Origin of the sequence: Alcanivorax sp., from assembly GCF_014762765.1 — a bacterium.
Lineage (GTDB): Bacteria > Pseudomonadota > Gammaproteobacteria > Pseudomonadales > Alcanivoracaceae > Alcanivorax.
Genome location: NZ_JABURH010000208.1, coordinates 1 through 17,632, shown reverse-complemented (window position 1 = coordinate 17,632; position 17,632 = coordinate 1). Strand labels below are relative to the sequence as shown.

Annotated in this window: 18 protein-coding genes; 7 read left to right on the top strand and 11 right to left on the bottom strand. The window is 60.7% G+C overall.

Annotation, left to right across the window (positions count from 1 at the left end):
* Positions 1-26: 26 nt before the first annotated feature.
* The 4 genes from HUJ17_RS16310 to HUJ17_RS16295 form a co-directional block, all read right to left on the bottom strand.
* Positions 27-1,103 carry a DUF1513 domain-containing protein gene (locus HUJ17_RS16310; RefSeq protein ID WP_290511686.1) on the bottom strand — a complete coding sequence of 359 codons (1,077 nt, stop codon included), beginning with the start codon at positions 1,101-1,103 and terminating at the stop codon, positions 27-29.
* Positions 1,104-1,505: 402 nt separating this feature from the next.
* A complete protein-coding gene (locus HUJ17_RS16305; protein ID WP_290511685.1) occupies positions 1,506-2,528 on the bottom strand; it encodes an imelysin family protein in 1,023 nt (340 codons plus the stop codon).
* A gap of 12 nt (positions 2,529-2,540) precedes the next feature.
* On the bottom strand, positions 2,541-3,935 hold the full coding sequence (locus HUJ17_RS16300) for a di-heme oxidoredictase family protein (protein ID WP_290511684.1): 1,395 nt from the start codon (positions 3,933-3,935) through the stop codon (positions 2,541-2,543).
* Positions 3,936-4,080: 145 nt separating this feature from the next.
* Complete coding sequence (locus HUJ17_RS16295; protein ID WP_290511683.1) at positions 4,081-5,361, bottom strand: imelysin family protein; 1,281 nt, start codon at positions 5,359-5,361, stop codon at positions 4,081-4,083.
* A gap of 257 nt (positions 5,362-5,618) precedes the next feature.
* Between HUJ17_RS16295 and nhaD the strand changes: the two genes are divergently transcribed.
* Positions 5,619-6,854: a sodium:proton antiporter NhaD gene (nhaD, locus tag HUJ17_RS16290; protein ID WP_290511682.1), complete on the top strand. Its 1,236-nt coding sequence runs from the start codon at positions 5,619-5,621 to the stop codon at positions 6,852-6,854.
* Between the two features lie 22 nt (positions 6,855-6,876).
* On the opposite strand, the gene HUJ17_RS16285 is transcribed toward nhaD, so the two are convergent.
* From HUJ17_RS16285 to HUJ17_RS16275, 3 genes are all read right to left on the bottom strand, one after another.
* A complete protein-coding gene (locus HUJ17_RS16285) occupies positions 6,877-7,413 on the bottom strand; it encodes a hypothetical protein (protein WP_290511681.1) in 537 nt (178 codons plus the stop codon).
* Positions 7,414-7,458: 45 nt separating this feature from the next.
* The gene (locus HUJ17_RS16280; protein ID WP_290511680.1) at positions 7,459-7,962 is read right to left on the bottom strand and encodes an N-acetyltransferase; all 504 of its coding nucleotides are present in this window, start codon (positions 7,960-7,962) and stop codon (positions 7,459-7,461) included.
* Between the two features lie 80 nt (positions 7,963-8,042).
* A complete protein-coding gene (locus HUJ17_RS16275; protein ID WP_290511679.1) occupies positions 8,043-8,324 on the bottom strand; it encodes a hypothetical protein in 282 nt (93 codons plus the stop codon).
* Between the two features lie 192 nt (positions 8,325-8,516).
* Here HUJ17_RS16275 and HUJ17_RS16270 point away from each other — a divergent pair, with 192 nt between their 5' ends.
* Entirely contained in the window at positions 8,517-8,834 is a 318-nt protein-coding gene (locus tag HUJ17_RS16270; protein WP_290511678.1) for a hypothetical protein, read from the top strand.
* A gap of 20 nt (positions 8,835-8,854) precedes the next feature.
* Positions 8,855-10,417, top strand: a complete 1,563-nt coding sequence (locus HUJ17_RS16265) for a phospholipase D family protein (protein WP_290511677.1) — start codon at positions 8,855-8,857, stop codon at positions 10,415-10,417.
* 111 nt (positions 10,418-10,528) lie between these two features.
* On the opposite strand, the gene HUJ17_RS16260 is transcribed toward HUJ17_RS16265, so the two are convergent.
* The 3 genes from HUJ17_RS16260 to HUJ17_RS16250 are packed head-to-tail and all read right to left on the bottom strand — an operon-like array spanning position 10,529 to position 11,691.
* Positions 10,529-10,909, bottom strand: a complete 381-nt coding sequence (locus tag HUJ17_RS16260; protein WP_290511676.1) for a DoxX-like family protein — start codon at positions 10,907-10,909, stop codon at positions 10,529-10,531.
* Positions 10,906-11,151 (bottom strand): Rho-binding antiterminator, encoded by a 246-nt coding sequence (locus HUJ17_RS16255; RefSeq protein ID WP_290511675.1) that lies wholly within the window; start codon positions 11,149-11,151, stop codon positions 10,906-10,908. The genes HUJ17_RS16260 and HUJ17_RS16255 overlap by 4 nt, the downstream gene beginning before the upstream one ends.
* A 3-nt stretch (positions 11,152-11,154) precedes the next feature.
* The gene (locus tag HUJ17_RS16250; RefSeq protein ID WP_290511674.1) at positions 11,155-11,691 is read right to left on the bottom strand and encodes a DinB family protein; all 537 of its coding nucleotides are present in this window, start codon (positions 11,689-11,691) and stop codon (positions 11,155-11,157) included.
* A gap of 212 nt (positions 11,692-11,903) precedes the next feature.
* On the opposite strand from HUJ17_RS16250, the gene HUJ17_RS16245 reads away from it, so the two are divergent.
* The 4 genes from HUJ17_RS16245 to HUJ17_RS16230 are packed head-to-tail and all read left to right on the top strand — an operon-like array spanning position 11,904 to position 16,336.
* Positions 11,904-12,680 (top strand): DUF3348 domain-containing protein, encoded by a 777-nt coding sequence (locus tag HUJ17_RS16245; RefSeq protein ID WP_290511673.1) that lies wholly within the window; start codon positions 11,904-11,906, stop codon positions 12,678-12,680.
* A complete protein-coding gene (locus HUJ17_RS16240; RefSeq protein ID WP_290511672.1) occupies positions 12,677-14,941 on the top strand; it encodes a DUF802 domain-containing protein in 2,265 nt (754 codons plus the stop codon). Before HUJ17_RS16245 ends, HUJ17_RS16240 begins: the two co-directional genes overlap by 4 nt.
* Positions 14,941-15,606 (top strand): OmpA family protein, encoded by a 666-nt coding sequence (locus HUJ17_RS16235; RefSeq protein WP_290511671.1) that lies wholly within the window; start codon positions 14,941-14,943, stop codon positions 15,604-15,606. The genes HUJ17_RS16240 and HUJ17_RS16235 overlap by 1 nt, the downstream gene beginning before the upstream one ends.
* Entirely contained in the window at positions 15,599-16,336 is a 738-nt protein-coding gene (locus HUJ17_RS16230) for a DUF2894 domain-containing protein (RefSeq protein WP_290511670.1), read from the top strand. The genes HUJ17_RS16235 and HUJ17_RS16230 overlap by 8 nt, the downstream gene beginning before the upstream one ends.
* A 157-nt stretch (positions 16,337-16,493) precedes the next feature.
* Here HUJ17_RS16230 and HUJ17_RS16225 read toward each other — a convergent pair.
* Positions 16,494-17,632 (bottom strand): BCCT family transporter (locus HUJ17_RS16225; protein WP_290511669.1); only part of this gene is annotated, 1,139 nt, incomplete at its 5' end.

Here is a 17,632-nt window from a genome sequence, read left to right as displayed (position 1 = left end):
TCGGCAATAGACACCTCGCTCAAACACTAACCAATAACCATATGGTTATCCCACCACGCTGCAGGCAAATCCAACCATTCACTATCCGTTCCCCCGGCTTGGCATTTGAAGAAACGGCATTTTCCTTGTCCTGATGTGACCGCAAAACCTTCAGGCACCGCACCCACGCCTGCGCAGTCTGGCATGGGGACATCCACCAAGGTGGCGGCGGTATCCAGATCCCAGATAAAAAAACGGTTGCCGCGCGGTGCGGTCATGGCCACCAGTCGCTTCTCACTGTGGATGGCAATGCTGGCGGTGTACTGTTTCATCATCGCCAGTTGCCCGTTGCTGACCGGGAACGGCTGGTAAGGTTGGCCGGGACGCTTGATGGCCAGCAGCGGCACGCTGTCCCAGGCGGGGCCATGGTATTGCTGGCCGGTGATCACAGTGCCGTCACTGGCCACCGCCAGGTGGCGGATGCTGTTCTGTTGTTGCGGCAGGGTTTCCTTGCTGATCCTTTCGCCGTGGCGGTCCATGATCACCAGACTCGGCGCCATGGCATCCAGATTCATTTCCTCACGGCTGCCACCTTCGGTGCGAATGCCGCCATTGCCGATCACCAGGGACTCGCCGTCCGGCAGCCAGGCAAGCTGGTGTGGGCCCACGCCATGGCTGGACACTTCGCCATCATGGATCAGTTGCAGGCGTTTGCTGTCCAGCCAGTAGCGCCCCAGCACACCACGGCCCGGTTCATCGGTGTCGTTCTCCGTGGCATACAACCACTGCCCACTGTTGTGAAAAACAGCGTGACCGTAGAAATGCCGTTGCGGTTGGCTGTGCAGGGTCTGCAGCAAAGTGCCGTTGCGCAGGTCCACCAGGTAGCTTTCCCGGGACGGACGACGGCCAACAAACAAAGCAAGCGGCAGGAAGGGGTGGCGACAGATGTCGTGGCAACGCTCCGCCACCGGTGTCGCAAAAGCGCGACGGCCATCGAGAAAATACCCCACCGCATAATGCTGCCCGGCATCATCGTTGCGGGCGGACAACAGTAACGGGGATTGCCCGCGCCCGGACCAGATGGTCCAGCCCCCGAGAGCGGCAGCGCCGGCCGCGATCCCCATCCCCAGTATTGTCCGTCTCGTTAGCGTCATATCATCAAGGTTTTTCGGCAATCCGTGTGTGTCGTACGGGCAGGGTGTACCAAGCCCTGCCCGTTGCAGTTTGTCGCTTGAGGCTTGTGCCTGCTCTGTAGGAGCACCTCTCGAGGTGCGAACCGAGCGCCAGCGAGACGGCTGAAGTGTCTATCCGGCGCTACAGGAATGCCTGATCGCCCCGCGGACGATTTCCGCTGACGCGGTGCGCACCTCAAGCGATGTATTCGCTGCGCTCACCCTTCGGGCCGGCGTTACTCCGCTACGCTCCGTTCCTACAGCGGCTTGGTAGTGAATCGCGGGCAAGACCGTTAACGATCAAAGCGTCTATGCCTCGCCTTTCCACTTTGAACCTTCAACTCGCTCCTGCTTTCAATCCCCGTCGTTGGCATTGAAGCCGATCTGGATACCCAGTTGCCGGGCCAGGTCGGTCTGTTGCAGGTTCTCCAGTGCATCCAGATCCGCATACAGCGACTGCAGCTGTGGCTGGCTGGCCTTGTCCTGCACCATCTCCATCAACGGGGCAGGCAGGGCAGCCAGCTTGTCGCGCACAGTTTTGTAAGCCGCATCAATGTCACCCGCCAGCTGCGCATCGCCGACCAGGGTGCGGATCCGTTCCCATACCGCCTGGGCCCCCTCCACAGAGGCCAGCAGATTTTCCGCGGAATGGCGGCTGCGCCAGGCTTCCGCCTGATAGGGCTGTGGCACCCCGTTGTTATGCCGGCCCATGGGAGTGCCAAGCTTCTTTTTCAGGGTATCCACGCCGGTAACCTGAACACGCAGGATACCGCCGAGCGCCTCATCCGCACTGGCATAACGATCGTTGGGAAAGCGCGTTAGCTGCTCAAGCATGCCGCCTGGCTGCCGCCACAGATCAACCACTTCCGCCGACAGTGCCTGCTGATGCCGGGCAATACCCACAAGCAATGGACAGTAGCGTTCCCGGTTATCAGCGATGGCGACCTTGTCATCGAAGAGCACATATTCAAACGCTGTAAGCCCCTGCACCACCACACTGGCGCCATCCAGTTGCTGCTGATCCAGATCGCCGAATTCATCCAGCAGGGCCTCTGTCTGGCGCGCCACCATATTGCGCTTGTCCGGCCAGAACTGGACCTGCCAGCTGCGATTACCCTCGGCGAGCGGCCCCACCATCAACGGCTGTAGTCGGGCCCAGGCCGTCTGGGTTTCATGGAATACCCGCTTCAGATCCTCCATTGCCTGCTCGTCGGCGCACCAGGCGCGACTGCTGTCGAGCAGCGCCGTATTGCTGGCATGCCACTGCTCATGGGCGGGCAGCAACACCTGGTTGGCCAACTGCTTCGCCACCTCCTCGCGGGGATTGCTGCAAGCGGCCAACGCCACCACCAACAACAGCAGAACCACTGAACGCATGATGCCTCCGGATTACAGGGAATTGAGGAATGCCAGCAGGGCGGCGCGCTGATCGGCATCGAATGTCAGCACCTTGTCCCGCGACGCCGCTGCTTCACCACCATGCCAGAGCACGGCTTCCATCAGATTACGGGCGCGGCCATCGTGCAGGAACTGGGTGTGTCCATTCACCGCTTCCGTCAGGCCGATACCCCACAGCGGGGCGGTACGCCACTCCTGACCGTTGGCCAGGAATTCCGGGCGGCCGTCCGCCAGCCCCGGCCCCATGTCGTGCAGTAACAGATCGGTGTAGGGGCGAATGGTCTGATTGGCCAGCTCCGGCTCCGACGCCTGGGCACCGGTGGTGAATTTGGGCACATGGCAGCCCTGGCAGTTGGCCTCATGGAACAGGGCCTTGCCCTTGAGCACCTGGGGATCATCCACATTGCGACGAGCCGGCACCGCCAGGGTGCGCGAATAGAACACCACGCTGTTAAGCACGCTGTCGCTCACCTCCACGTCACCGCCATTGGGCATGGCCAGACAATCGGTCTGACTGGGCGCGCAGGAATCCGTGGACACCAGATGGCTGTTCAACCCCATATCGTTGGCAAACGCCCCGGCGCTTTGCTGCAACACCCCGGGCTGGCCGGCTTTCCAGCCAAAGCGGCCCATGGCAGTGGTATTATTCGCCGAGTCCCAGACCCGGTTGGCGCGACCACTGATACCATCACCGTCGTCATCGTTGGGGTCCGCATGGGCCAGCAGGTCCGCTTCCGGAATGGCTTCCAACAACCCCAGCCCAATCATCGGTGGCGCCACCCGGGCGGAAAACAGGGTGGCCGGATGCATCTCGCCATAGGCCAGATCGAAGAACTCAAGACGCGGTTTGCGCAGCCCCACCTGATGGCCATCGGCAAAGGTCATGGTGACCGGCTCATAGCTCACCCGTACCCGCCCTTCCGGTTCGATCCCCGGGATGGCCGCGTCCTGGAACTGACCACCGTAGTTGGGCTCTGGCACCAGGCCACTGCGGGTCAGGTCATCGGTTTCACTGGCCGGTACCGACAGGCGCACCAGCATGGACACCGCCTGCTTGGCGTCCGCTGCCGGCGGATGGCCACGGCCATCCTTGATATGGCAATTCTGACACGCGTTGGTATTGAACAACGGCCCCAGGCCATCACGGGCATCCGTGGAGGCCGGGCCGATCACCCAGGGATTGCGAAAGAAGCTGTTACCGACACTGAAATCCAGGCGCCGGGAGGGCGACAGGTTGGCCAGTGGCAGGGAAAAGGCATTCTGGTCGGTCTTGGTAACGGTGGCATCACCGGCGGACAGGTGCTCACCGGGCTCTGCTTCGGTAAATGTCGGCCCCTGATCGCAGGCGGCCAACAGGGTGACCAGGGTCAGCAGGAGATATCGCAAGGTTCAAGTATCCTTCTCACTGGGTGGCGCAGCTGCGGGAGTGTCGCTCGCGGCGCGATTGACGACGTTAGCATCGCGCCGCAAGCGACGCTCCTGCGGTAACGGGCAGCGGCTCATTGCTTGCAGAGCACTGCCGGGGCTCGTTTCAGAAACTGTGGTTGGCCGTATCCGGGTTCAGAGCCTGGATATCCAGTACCAGGGCCGCTTTCTCGATACTGGCGGTCTGCTCCACCAGGGCATCGATGGCACGATTAACGGTAGCCGCACCTTCGGCATTACCCGGCGCGATCAGCTGATCAAAGTGGACGCCATTGGCGGCACTGTCCACCAGCGTCTGCAAGGCTGCTTCGCTGGCATTCAGGTCAGCTTTCAGCCTGTCATCCAGCTGCGGCTCACTGGCGGCAACCAGGTCGCTGAGGGACGGACCGCTGAGGGTCTCGCCGTCTACCCGCTGGTATTCACCCAGGTAGACATTCTCGATGCCCTTGCCGTTATAAAAGTGTGAGAAGTGGGTGTTGTCACTGAAGCAGTCGTGCTCGTCTTCCGGCGAATGGGCGGCCAGAGCTACCTTCATGCGCTCACCGGCCAGCTCGCCCAGAGACAGACTGCCCATGCCGAACAACATCTTGCGCAGGCCGTTTTCCACGCTGTCCGCAACCAGTTCCGCGCGATAGTTGTCCTGATTGGGCTGCCACTCGGCCACCATCGCTTCCAGATCACTGATCAGCAAATCGGCAACCACTTTCAGGTAGTCGCGGCGACGTTCGTTGTGCCCGCCGGTGGCATCATTGCCGGTGGCAAAATCCGTAGCCGGGCGTTCCCCGGCGCCAGCATCGGTACCGTTAAGATCCTGCCCCCAGAGCAAAAACTCGATGGCGTGATAACCGGTAGCCACATTCGCTTCTGAGCCACCCAGTTCGTTCAGGCTGGCAAGCAGCTCCGGCGTCAGCTCACTCAGATCCAGTTGTTGTTCACCGATTTTCAGCGACTGGCTGGCGATGATATTACCGCGAGCGCCAGGGTTACCCATCACCGCCTGATAATTGTCATCCACATAATCGATCAGCCCTTCATCCAGAGGCCAGGCATTCACCTGCCCTTCCCACTCGTCCACCACCACGTTGCCAAACCGGAATACCTCGGTCTGCATGTAGGGCGCCCGGGCATCGCGCCAGGCCTGACGGGCCGCGGCCAGGGTTTCCTCATTGGGATCTGTCAGCAGGGTATCAATCTGCCCTCGCAGTTCCCGGGCCTCGCTCAGCGCATCGCTGTAGGCTGCCAGCGCCATGTCGGCATAGTGGTCGATCACCAGCCGGGCACGGGCCTCGTCGTAGGCCGGCTCCGCAGTGGCAGAAGGTTCTTCACTGCAGGCAGTGAGCAGCAGAGAGGCCAGCAACAGGCCCCCTGTAGAGAGGCGGGACAACATGGAATTCCTCGACATATCGTGTGACAGCAAATGAAGCGGTGCCAGCAACGGGCAGCACCAAAAATATCAAGACACAATAATGCGAATTATTCTCATTGATTGAAAGGGCCAGGGCCGTAATTTTGCGCTTTCATGGGTATTTTTTTTCACCGCGGGGGCGTTCACAGTGAATAAAAAGCAGGATTGTTGATGAACCCGATTCACAAAGGACCTAGAATACCGCCGCCCTCCACTTCCTGCCGTGAGAGATGCCCGCCATGAGCACCGTTTTATTGATTCTGGTAGCACTGGGTTTTTTGTCCATCGTCGTCGAAGACATGGTCCACATCGACAAGGCCAAGACCACACTGTTCTTCGGCTCCCTGGCCTGGTTGCTGTTTTTCATTGCCCCGCCGGCCCATCTCAGTCATGAGGCCCTGATGGAGCGGCTGGACGAAAACCTGCTGGATATCGCCACCCTGTGGCTGTTCCTGATGGCCGCCATGACCTTTGTGGCCTATCTGTCCGGCAAGGGCATCATCGACAGTATCGTCAATCGCCTGCTGCCCACCCGCATCAGTGAACGCAAGCTGATGCTGCTCACCGGCCTGTTTGCTTTCCTGTTCTCCTCCCTGGCGGACAACATCACTGCCACCCTGGTGTGCATTGCGGTACTGATGAACCTGAAACTGCCGGCGGAAAAGCTGCTGCGCTATGTGGTGCTGGTGGTGTTCTCGGTGAATGCAGGCGGCACCGCCCTGATCACCGGCGATGTCACCACGCTGATGATCTTCCTGGCGGACAAGGTGGAAATCCCTGACCTGCTGCTGCTGAGCCTGCCCGCCGCCGGCGCGGTGGCGGTGCTGGCCGGCATGCTGTCACTGCGGCTCAGCGGTGAGGTAGTGATCAAGAAACAGGAAAGCGTGATTGACCGGGGCGACAAGGTCATTGCGGTACTGTTCTTTGCCACCATCCTCGGCACCATCGCTGGCAACGTGGCTTTTGGTATTCCGCCGGTACTGTGCTTCCTGTTCGGCCTGTCGCTGATGTTTATGGTGGTGCAGTTTCTCAACAAGGACGAGCCGGTGCTGGAATACATCCGCAAGATCGAGTTCGACACCCTGCTGTTTTTCCTGGGGGTATTGCTGCTGGTGGGCATGCTCAAGGAGCTGGGCATGCTGGCCTACTTCCCGGCCTTGTATGACCTGATGCCACCGGTGGCGGCCAATTTCCTGGTGGGGATTGCCTCGGCCATGTTCGACAATGTGCCCCTGACCGCTGCGCTGCTCAATTCCGGCATCGAGATGACCCTGCCGGAATGGCTGTCGTTGACCTATTCGGTAGGCGTAGGCGGCTCCCTGCTGATCATCGGCTCCGCCGCCGGGGTGATCGCCATGAGCAAGGTGGAAGCGCTTACCTTCGTCAGCTACCTGCGCTATTTCCTGTATCTGCTGGTGGCCTACAGCGTAGGCTTCGTGGCCGTGCTGGGGCTGGGGCAATGGCTGGTAATGTAGAAAGGGGCGGCCGTGGCGCGCCCTAACCCCAGACCCCATCCAGCTTGAGCTGATTCTTCAGTTTCCGCCAACGGGGTTCGGCTATCTGCGGGCGGGGCCTGAGTAATCGTAGCGGCAACCACTGTTGTTGCGGCAGTTTGTCGGCCCACTCTTCGCCGGGCAGCATGGTATCGGCTTGATACTGCTGGCCCTGATGATGGTATTCGAAGCTCATCAGCCACAGGGTTTCCTCCCCGTCTTCAGGCTGGTTATATTGCTGAACCCCTAATACCCGGCCATCAATATTGATGCCGTATTGTTTCAGCAAGGCGCGCTCGTAGTAATAGCCCACACTGCTCCAGGTGGAGACAAAGGCAGCGACCAGAACACCGAAACCAATCAGCGCAAACAGGGAGGAAAACAGCAATAAGCCCCAGTCCCCCGGCGAATGCTCCCACACCAGCAGGCCCACGCCCACCGAACCGAACGCCAGCCCCATCAGCAGCATCAAGAAAAAAATACCCAGGTGTTTACGCAGGGATTTGAAGAGCAGAACGCTGTTAAGCGGTTTGATAGTCATCACAACACCTTCCGTCCATGGAACGCGCAAGAATAGCGGGGAAGATCAACCAGCAAAAGCCGAATGGTAGTGCACCCTGGCATCCGGCCAGTCCCCAGCCAGCAACAATGCCTGGAAATATTCCGGCGGCACGCCGGGCAGACGCAGCAATGGTGTGGCCACAAAACCAAAACGCAGATACCAGGACGGATCCCCCAGCAACACACAGCCGGCTGCCCCCTTCTCGCGCAGTGCAGCGATCACCGCCTGCATCAGTGCTGAGCCGATGCCTTGCCCCTGGTAGTTCGGCAACACTGACACCGGGCCAATCCCGAACCAGTGTTCACTACCGTCAGAAAGCGACACAGGTGACGCCGCCACATGGCCCACAGCATCTCCATGACGCATAGCGACCAGCGACACCGTCAAGGCGCCATTCTCGCGTAACAGGTTAACGATCTGTGCTTCGCGCTGGTCGCTGTGCGTTACATTGGCAAACGCCGCATCGGTTAACGCGGTAATGGCGGGGATATCCGCCGGCGTTTCCGCACGGATAGTCAGTCCAGTCATGACGGTAACCGGGCAATGGATGAAGGTAGGACAGCCCTCTTCAAGACAAGGAGAACATGCCCGGTCAGTATAGCGGACACTCAGTTGGCGCCATAAAGATCGCTATTCAGATCCTTCAGGTCACGATCCAGTTGCTGCCAGTTGCCCTGGCCATCCGCATCCATGTCGGCCAGCTCATGGTATTCATCAATGCGCTGCTGCAAATCGGTGAGCACATCCTGCAGTGCCAACTGGTGGCGTTCCGCTTCGATACCGGAATCCCCATTGGCGTTCACACCCCGGGCCTCCAGCTGCTCCAGCTCTGTTTCCAGTTCATCCAGCTTGCCCTTGATGTCGGCAAGCATCTGCTTGGCATTTTCCATGTTGATGACTCCTCGAGTCGCTGCATGAATCCGGTTCCAGATTGGCCCGATTATTCCCTCAGGGTCAAGACAGCACCCTGTAACGGCGTATTACGTAGGACAATCGGTCAGCGCAGGCACCACAATTGTGGCTGCATCCCGGGGATTCCGTTACATTGCTGGAAATGATTTCACTGACAGGCCACGCAGGTAATGAAAAAAACCGCTGAACGGGCAGAACTGCTCAAGGACATGATTCAGGAAGCCATCGACGATGGCGCCACCACCGTGGAAGAGGTACACCAGCATATCGCCAGCCTGCCTTTCGACGCATTGGAAAAACTGGGATTGTTTGAAGAGCGGGCCAGCAATCTGAAAGAAAAACAGCGCAAGACCATCGGCCTGGTGTACGACACCATTCGCAAGGTCAATCAGGAAGTGGGCTCACTGATTTCGGAACAGTTTGCTGCTCTGGAAGACGCCCGCACCGCATCGCGCAATATGAACAACAAGGACGAGCAGGACGACTAGTTGCGTCCTGCTGATCAGGGATGAATACCTCGCTCACCCTCTCTCTCCGTCTGACGCTGATTGTTGTTGTCGCCATTTTCCAGGGCTGCAACAGTTTCCACCCCGGTGAACGGCTACATAGCGACGCCCTACCTCCCCCGACACAGGGGCCCTTGGTAGATGCCACGCAAGCAGCACTTGGCGACCGCCGGCAAGATCATCAGTCCGGTTTCTATTTGCTGCATGATGGCCTTTCCGCGTTTATTGCCCGGGTATCACTGATTGAAACCGCCCGCGCATCCCTGGACTTGCAGTACTACATCTTCAGTAACGACACCACCGGGCGAATCATTATCAGCCGGCTATTGGAAGCGGCAGACCGGGGCGTACGAGTGCGCGTGTTGGTGGATGATCTGGGCACCCGCGTGGACAACCCTCTGGTCGCCACCCTCCACGACCATCCCAACATCCAGATCCGCCTGTTCAATCCGGTCAAGGCTCGTGGCGGCCCACTGCGTCTGATGGAAATGGCATTCACTTTCGGCCGCACCAACCATCGCATGCACAACAAGTTGATGCTTGCTGATTCCCTGGTAATGATTGCCGGCGGGCGCAACCTGGGTGACGAATACTTTTCCAATACGCATCTGGATTTCCAGGATGTGGATGTGCTGACCACTGGGCCGGTGGTTCAGGCCGGCATGCAAAGTTTCGACGACTACTGGAACAGCCAGGCCGCTCTGCCGGTGGATCGGGTACTGGATGCGGACGATGCTGAAATGTCCCTGACGGAAATGCGCGAGGCGCTGCGCGCCTTCCTGGTCGACCAGCGCGACAGCGAGTTTGTCGATGCACTGCGCGGTTCCAGCCTGGCTCGCAAACTGGTGGCCGGGGAAGTCCCCCTGGAATGGGGTACGGCCACCCTCTATGCAGACCCGCCGGACAAGGCTCTGTCACATACCGACACGCCACGGGACACCTTCCTGCTGGAAGACCTCAAGACAATGCTGGAAAGCGCCGAGGAACGACTGGAAATCAGCTCAGCGTATTTTGTACCCGGCAAACGCGGTGTCGCCCTGTTTCGCGACAAGGAAGCCACAGGCGTGGACGTCAGCATTCTCACCAATTCCCTGAGCACCACCGATGTGGCTATCGTGCATAGTGGCTACTCACGCTATCGCAAGTCTTTACTGGAAAGTGGCGTGGACCTGTGGGAACTTCGCGCCGAAGCCGGGCAGCGTCAACGCATGCGCTGGTTCCAGGGGGAGTCCCGCGCCAGCCTGCATGCCAAGACCTTTGTCATTGACCACGACCGCAGCTTTATCGGCTCGGTCAACCTGGATGGCCGTTCGCTGATACAGAACACGGAAGTCGGTCTGCTGATTGAAAGCAAAGCGCTCAACCAGCAACTCAGCCAGTTGTTTGATCGCTGGGTCGCCGCCGATTCCGCCTGGCGGCTCTCACTGAATGAAGAACAAAAACTGCAATGGCAGGCCCGTGATAATAATAACTTGCTTACCGTGAATCACGACCCGGAAACCTCCCGGTGGCAACGCTTTCGGGTCTGGTTGTTGTCTTGGCTGCCGATTGAATCGCAGATTTAACAGGTTGTTGAAACACCCCTGAATCACGCACCTTTCCTGGTTTTCTGTGAGACGCAATGCTTGCAGTACTCCAAGTGTCTTCGCGACGCGAACATCGCAGACAATCATGTTTCAAGGACGCTTTAAGGAACCTCTTAATAACTCCACCAACGCAATCACTGACAGGGCCAGAATCGCCACATTCACTGTGGCCGCATTGAACGCTGCCAGCAGATACTGCGGCGCCAGCAAAAATACGAACAGGGACAATACCCCGATCCCCGCCGCCGACAGCTGATACGGCCAGTGGCGGCGCCACCACACCAGTATCGCCAGCCCCAACAACACTTCCAGTGCCCCGCCGCCATAGGCAATCCACATCGCCTGCTTATGGCTGGCACCCAGTACCTGATTCATGGCCAACTCGTCTTCGTGAGGGCCCAGCCATTTCGGGACAATACCCTGGTAAATCCAGATAAAGGCCAGGGAAAAACGACAAAGCTGCAGCGTCATCCCAACTCCACAACAGAAAAATGCGGGTTATCCTGCAAGGCAATCAGTGTTTTGATCTGTGCCATGATCACCGTCCTGCTCTCACCGCCCATATCCAGCAACAGACACTCCTGACGTTCCGGCGTGTAGCCGGTATCCCTCGCGACTCCCTCCAGGGACTCACCGCCTTGCAGCACCAACCGCACAGGCAAACGAAAAGTGCAGGCAATTTCCAGATAATCATGGTCGTCGCAATGCAGCATGGCTTACTCCTGATCCGGAATACGCACCAGCAAATCCGTCACGCCTACCTCCACACCGGCCTGACTCAACAGGGTAGTGATCTGTCCGCGATGGTGAGTCTGATGGTTGAAAAAATGCAGCAACAAGCTGCCGAAACGACGATGTCCCGGCACCCCCTTCATGTTTTTATAGTCCAGCACCGTATCCAGGTCTGTTGCCGTCAGTGTTGCCACCCAGTCGACGATCAAGGCATCCAGCCAGTCCCGCTGCTTGCGCAGGGCCGCAAAATCCGCACAGGGCATCTCGTCCAGTGCTTTCGGCCAGGGCAGATCCACGAGCCTTGCAAGCCTGGCACCACAACCCGGGAGCCCGGCAAAGCGCTTCAGCCAGATGATGTCAGCCACCAGAATATGACTGAAGGTGCCGAACAGGGAGCCGAAAAAAGCACCGCGATCCTCCCGCAACGCCGCCTCACCCAAAGGTGCTGCCAGAGCGTAAAGTTGCTCGTTCATCCAGCGGTTATAGTCCGCCATCAACGCCAGATTCCCTGTTTCGCTCACAAACCCGCCTCCTTCAGTACGCTACCCACACCCGGCCAGACCCGCTCAAGCGCAGACCCGGTTTCCCGAAACGCCTCCTGAACCAATTTCACCACCTTGACTCTGCCGCTACCAGCAGCCCGCAACCGACAGACGCATTATCATCCCCGTCCTTTCCCGATTAGAATGGTCGGCTCGCTCGCGTATGCCCTGCAGTATGGATAATCAAGAGTATGCATAGGACGCACACACCCGCACAATCCGGCCCCGCCGGCAGCCGTCTGCTGACGCTGCTGATGCAGCTGGACCGCAAGGCTGCCCGGGCCAGCCACGGGGATTTTGCCGAGCGTCTGGGGCGGCTGTTCGACCTGTCCGATGCCATCGCCCTGGACGGGGCCAACCAATACCGCCCCAAAGGCCCGTTCGATGCCAGGCCGGATGCCTCCGAGCGCCTGCAGGCGGACCTGCTGAAGACCCGCGACACCCTGCTGGCCCACCTGAGCCGCAGTTTCGCCGGGGAAAAGGCCGCCTCGGTGATTCCGCTGCCACCGCTCAGGGACGACGCCCCGGCCGACAAGCGCCCCACGTTCGGTGCCTACGAACGCTTCTACCAGGCCCACCAGCGGCAGATGATCGCCGGACTCAGCAACCTGCGCCAGCGGGCCCGCCGGCTGCTTATCGGCCACAGTGAAGCCATGGCCCGGCTGGCGGAACTTGACGCGGTGTTTGAACAAAGTATGGCCGGCTATGTGCGCCACTGTTTTGGCGCCCTGCCCGGCTTTCTGGAAAAACGCTATCGCACCCTCTGGGACACCCGTGATCCCTTTCACTCCGCCCAGGACTGGCTCGCCCCGCAAGGGTGGTTGAGCCAGTTCCGGCGCGAACTGCAAATGCTGTTACTTGCCGAGCTGGATGCCCGCCAGGAACCCATACTCGGCCTGCTGGATGCCCTCGCCACCGACGCGACGGGCAACCAGTCCATCAATAACGAGGTAAGCAAGACCGTATGAGACGCTTTCTTTTTGCTGTCCCCTTTATCCTCGGCGCCATTGCCGTGATCTGGATCGCCACCACCTTTCTGAGCAACCCGGTGGCCCTGACCGTGACTCTGATCATCGCCGCCGCCTACACCCTGGGCTTTGCCGAACTACTGCGCTTTCGCCGCACCACCGCCACCCTGGACCAGCAGCTCGATGACCTGCCCAGCAGCCGCGATGGCCTGACCCACTGGCTCAAGGCCCTGCCCGGCAGCCTGCGCCACGCGGTACACCGCCGCATCGACGGCCACCCGGCGCCGCTGCCCGGCCCCCAGCTCACCCCCTACCTGACCGGCCTGCTGGTGATGCTGGGCCTGCTGGGCACCTTCGTGGGCATGATCGTCACCCTGCAAGGGGCCGCCACCGCCCTGGATGGCAGCAGCGAACTGACCGCCATCCGCAGCGCCCTGGCCGCCCCCATCGCTGGCCTGAGCCTGGCCTTCGGCACCTCCATCGCCGGTGTGGCCGCCTCCGCCATGCTGGGGCTCAGCGCCGCCCTGTGCCGCCGCGACCGCATGGCCGTGTCCCGCAAGCTGGACGACCGGGTGGACCTGGAGCTGCATGCCTTCTCCCTGGATCACCAGCGCCAGTCCGCCTATAGCGCCCTGCAAGACCAGTCACGCATCTTCCCGGAACTGGTCAGCGCCCTGCAGGGGCTCACCGGGCGCATGGAACAGATGGGCGAACAGCTCAGCGAGTCCCTGACCCGTAACCAGCAGGATTTTCATCACACCCTCACCGACCAGTACCGCACCCTGGCGGAGTCGGTCAGCCAGTCCCTCAAGGAAACCCTGGCGGACAGCAGCCGCCTGGCGGTGGAAAACATCCAGCCGATCATGGAGCAATCCCTGGCCGGCCTCAGCCAGCAGGTACAGGGCACCCACGAACGGCTCAACGCGATTACTGAGAAGCAGCTCGCCACCCTTACCGACCGGTTCCGCGAGACCACCGAAGCCGCCGCCCAACACTGGCAGCAGGGGCTCGATCAGCATCAGCAGACCAGCGCCCGCCTGGTCAACGATATCAGCACCTCCCTGGCCGCCCACCACGACCAGTTCCGCGACAACAGCAGCCAGCTGCTGGAACAGGTGCGCAGCACCCAGTCAGAGCTGGGTAACGCCAGCGAACAGCAATTGGCAGCCATCGCCGAGCAATTCCGCAGTGCCAGTGAGCAAGCACTGCAACAGTGGCAACAGGGCCTGGCTGAGCAGAAAGACACCGGCCACAGCCTGCTGCAGGAAGTGCGCGATACCCAGCAGCAGCTGGCCCGCACCAGCGAAGAGCAGCTTACCGCCATCACCGGCCAGTTCCGTGAGGTCAGCGATCAGGCCGCCGCCCAGTGGCGCGACGGCATCGACGCACAACAGGCATCCGGCTCCACCCTGATCAACGAACTGCGCAGCGCCCTGAGCGAGCACAACCAACAGTTCCAGACCAGCGCCGCCGGCCTGCTGGACGGCCAGAAATCCGGTATCGATACCCTGGTGGCCACCGTGCGCGAGGAGCTGGTTGCCCTGCGGGATGCGGAAGCGGGCCGCAGCGAGGCCGCCAGCGAGCGTCTGGCACAACTGGAAGGCACCGTCAGTGAACACCTGAGTCGCCTGGGCACCGCCCTGGAAGCGCCCATGACCCGCCTGATCGAAACCGCCTCGGAAACACCGAAGGCCGCCGCAGAAGTGATCAGCCGACTGCGCGAGGAGATGACCCGCAGCAGCGAACGAGACAACGAGCTGCTGGAAGAGCGCCGCCGCATCATGGCCGAGCTGGACACCCTGCTCAGCAGCCAGCGCGATGCCGCCGGCGCCCAGCGCGAGGCCATCGAAACCCTGATCACCGCCGCCAGCGACACCCTCACCCAGGTCAGCGACACCTTCGCCCAGCAGGTCAGCGCCCAGAGCGAACAGCTCGACCAGGTGGCCGGTGATGTGTCCGGCAGCGCCGCCGAGGTGGCCAGCCTCAGCGATGCCTTTGCCACCGCCGTGCAGGTATTCAGCGAGGCCAACGACAAGCTGCTGGATAACCTGCAACAGGTGGAAAGCCGTCTGGAGCAGTCCTCCGCCCGCGCCGATGAACAGCTCAACTACTACGTGGAGCAGGCCCGTGAGGTGATTGAACTGAGCATGGCGTCCCAGAAGGAAGTCATCGACGCCCTGGGCACGCTCAACGGCGCCAACACCACCCCCGGCAGCAACGTCGCCCACAGCGAAGAACGCCAGACCAGCGAGGTCAACTGATGGACGATCTGCACGATAGCGACAGCGCATCGGTGTGGGCCATCTTCTCGGACCTGATGGCCGCCCTGGTGGGCATTCTGGTGCTGGTACTGGTGTGGGTCATCGGCATCCAGCTGGAACTGAGCCAGTCCCTGGAAGAGGAAAAGGCCCGGCGGGTGGCTGAAGAGCAGCGTCGCCAGGCCCTGGAAGAGGCGCTGGCCGACCCCCTGGCCAGTGGCAGGGTCACCTTCCGCGATGGCCGCATCGGCATCAGCGGCAGCGTGCTGTTCCAGCTCAACTCCGATCAGTTACAGCCGGAGGGGGAAGCCCTGTTGCGGGACCTGGCCAAACCCTTGCAGGTGTTCCTGGACCAGCACGACGAACTGCTGATGGTCAGCGGCTTCACCGATGACCTGCCGATCCAGAGCGGCAACCGCCGCTACCAGGACAACTGGGGCCTGTCCGCCCAGCGGGCACTCACCGTCACGCGCACCCTGATCAACCAGGGCATGCCCGCCGACCAGGTGTTCGCCGCCGCCTTTGGGCCCCACCAACCGGTGGCGCCCAACAACAGCGACACCACCCGGGCCCAGAACCGGCGGGTGGAGCTGACCACCGTGCCCCGCCAGGGCACCAAGGTCAGCACCGCCCAGAAACACGTGGAGGGAGCGGACAGCAATGGCTGATACTGCCGCGCTCAGTGCCATCAACGAACAACTGGCAAACCTGCGCGAACAGGGGGGCCACCGCTATGCCCCGGCCCGCTTCCGCTACCTGGAAGCCCAGACCGAGCGCCTCGGCCAACTGGCACGTGTCAGCGCCACGGCGCTGACACGGCTGAGTGCGGCGCTGGAATGTTTTCAGGAAGACTTTCAACGCGAGGGCGCGTGCGTGGATGCGCAGCTGACTGAGCACGACCTTGCCGACACCTTTGCCGCCCTGCGGGAAAAAGGCGACCTGAAAGCCCTGCTGCGCCATCTGCGCAGCCGCCAACAGCAGCAGGCACCATCGGCTTTCACCGCCCTGCATGCCAGCTACGCAAGCAGTCAGGGGCCTCAGGAAGAACACGCCGACAGCGACCCGGTGACCGCCCTGCTACGGCAGCAGGAACAGAGCGTACTGGCCAGCCACGGCATTGATGCGCCCAGCACGCCAGTGGCGGATGCCCGCCCCCGGGAGCTGAAGGCTCTGCGCCAGGTGCGTGCCAAACAGCAGAGCCAGCGCAAGCGTCAGCGCATCGAGCAGGCCATCCACCAGACCCCCAGCGATGCCGGCCCGCTCAATTCCCACCGGCTGGTCAGCCGCGCCCTGGAAACCCTGCGCGATCTTTCCCCCGCCTATCTGGATCACCTGGTTACCCAGGTGGACACGCTGATGTGGCTGGAGAAACTGGCCAGGCAGCGGCGGAATTTCTAGCTTCTAGCTTCTAGCTTCTAGCTCGTAGCTCGTAGCTCGCCACTCTGACCCCAACCCTTCGCGATGCAAGCATCGCTTCCCACAACACCCTTGCTACGAAGCAGGAACTATGTGGGAAGCGATGTTCACATCGCGAATCAGCCTTTGCAGGCCCTACCTATTTTTCCTCCTTGCCTTCATCCTCCGGCGGATGCAGCAAGTCATCATGCTCGCCCATTTCCCAGGGCAGCTTGCCGGGGGTGAGACCCAGGAAGTGCAGGTAATTTTCAAACTGATCGAGAATGTCGCGAATGATGTCATCCTCATCATAGCCGAACACATCGTAGGACCGCCCACCCCTTCGCAGGAACACCTCCGCCCGGTAATAGTTTTCCTCTTTCATCAACGTGGTGGCACCGCCCGCCGTGACAAAGCCTGGCACCGGCTGGCTGACCAGGCGGATATCGTAGACGAAGCCCACATGCCCCTCACGATTCACCTGTAACTCGGCACGGATCAGGTTGTCATCGAACAGCACCCGGGCATCCCAGCCGGACTCCTTCATTTCCTTCACTACTTTTTCCATGCTCTGCATGGCAGTGCCGCGAATAAAGGCTTCCACATTGTCGCGCCCGGGGAAATCCATCATGCCTTTGAGGCGATGACGCCACTGCGAACCGGTGAGGTGACGGCGCGTTGCCATATGCATTTGCAAGCTGGTTTCCCGATGCCCTTCAATCACCAGCGCCCGCCACATACCCATGGCCGCCAGAATAATGATGATGGCAAACGGCAACGCACTGGCAATGGTCATGGTCTGCAGCGCCTGCAAGCCACCGGCCAGCAGCAGCACCGAAGCGATGGTCCCTTCCAGCACCGCCCAGAAAATACGCTGCCAGGCCGGGGGATTGAGCACCCCGCCAGAGGCCAGTGAATCTACCACCAGGGAACCGGAATCCGAGGACGTCACAAAAAAAGTAATGATCAACAGCACCGCCAGGAAGGAAATAAACGATGACAACGGCAGCTGATCAAACAACTTGAACAAGGCAACGGCCTTGTCGGTTTGCACATCGCCCACCAGCGTGCTCACCCCTTCGTTCATGATCATATTCAGCGCGGTGTCACCAAAAACAGAAAACCACAGGAAGGTGAACAACGACGGTACCAGCATCACCCCCACCACAAATTCGCGAATGGTGCGACCGCGGCTGATCTTGGCAATAAACAGCCCCACAAAGGGAGCCCAGGCAATGGTCCAGCCGAAGATAAACAGGGTCCAGTTACCGATCCAGTCGCTGTGGGTATAGGCCTGCA

Excerpts from the sequence above, each read along its gene's own strand:
- HUJ17_RS16310 (WP_290511686.1), bottom strand. The coding sequence starts at position 1,103 with ATGGGGATCGCGGCCGGCGCTGCCGCTCTCGGGGGCTGGACCATCTGG.
- HUJ17_RS16305 (WP_290511685.1), bottom strand. The coding sequence starts at position 2,528 with ATGCGTTCAGTGGTTCTGCTGTTGTTGGTGGTGGCGTTGGCCGCTTGC.
- HUJ17_RS16295 (WP_290511683.1), bottom strand. The coding sequence starts at position 5,361 with ATGTTGTCCCGCCTCTCTACAGGGGGCCTGTTGCTGGCCTCTCTGCTG.
- nhaD (WP_290511682.1), top strand. The coding sequence starts at position 5,619 with ATGAGCACCGTTTTATTGATTCTGGTAGCACTGGGTTTTTTGTCCATC.
- HUJ17_RS16285 (WP_290511681.1), bottom strand. The coding sequence starts at position 7,413 with ATGACTATCAAACCGCTTAACAGCGTTCTGCTCTTCAAATCCCTGCGT.
- HUJ17_RS16280 (WP_290511680.1), bottom strand. The coding sequence starts at position 7,962 with ATGACTGGACTGACTATCCGTGCGGAAACGCCGGCGGATATCCCCGCC.
- HUJ17_RS16275 (WP_290511679.1), bottom strand. The coding sequence starts at position 8,324 with ATGGAAAATGCCAAGCAGATGCTTGCCGACATCAAGGGCAAGCTGGAT.
- HUJ17_RS16270 (WP_290511678.1), top strand. The coding sequence starts at position 8,517 with ATGAAAAAAACCGCTGAACGGGCAGAACTGCTCAAGGACATGATTCAG.
- HUJ17_RS16265 (WP_290511677.1), top strand. The coding sequence starts at position 8,855 with ATGAATACCTCGCTCACCCTCTCTCTCCGTCTGACGCTGATTGTTGTT.
- HUJ17_RS16260 (WP_290511676.1), bottom strand. The coding sequence starts at position 10,909 with ATGACGCTGCAGCTTTGTCGTTTTTCCCTGGCCTTTATCTGGATTTAC.
- HUJ17_RS16255 (WP_290511675.1), bottom strand. The coding sequence starts at position 11,151 with ATGCTGCATTGCGACGACCATGATTATCTGGAAATTGCCTGCACTTTT.
- HUJ17_RS16245 (WP_290511673.1), top strand. The coding sequence starts at position 11,904 with ATGCATAGGACGCACACACCCGCACAATCCGGCCCCGCCGGCAGCCGT.
- HUJ17_RS16240 (WP_290511672.1), top strand. The coding sequence starts at position 12,677 with ATGAGACGCTTTCTTTTTGCTGTCCCCTTTATCCTCGGCGCCATTGCC.
- HUJ17_RS16235 (WP_290511671.1), top strand. The coding sequence starts at position 14,941 with ATGGACGATCTGCACGATAGCGACAGCGCATCGGTGTGGGCCATCTTC.
- HUJ17_RS16230 (WP_290511670.1), top strand. The coding sequence starts at position 15,599 with ATGGCTGATACTGCCGCGCTCAGTGCCATCAACGAACAACTGGCAAAC.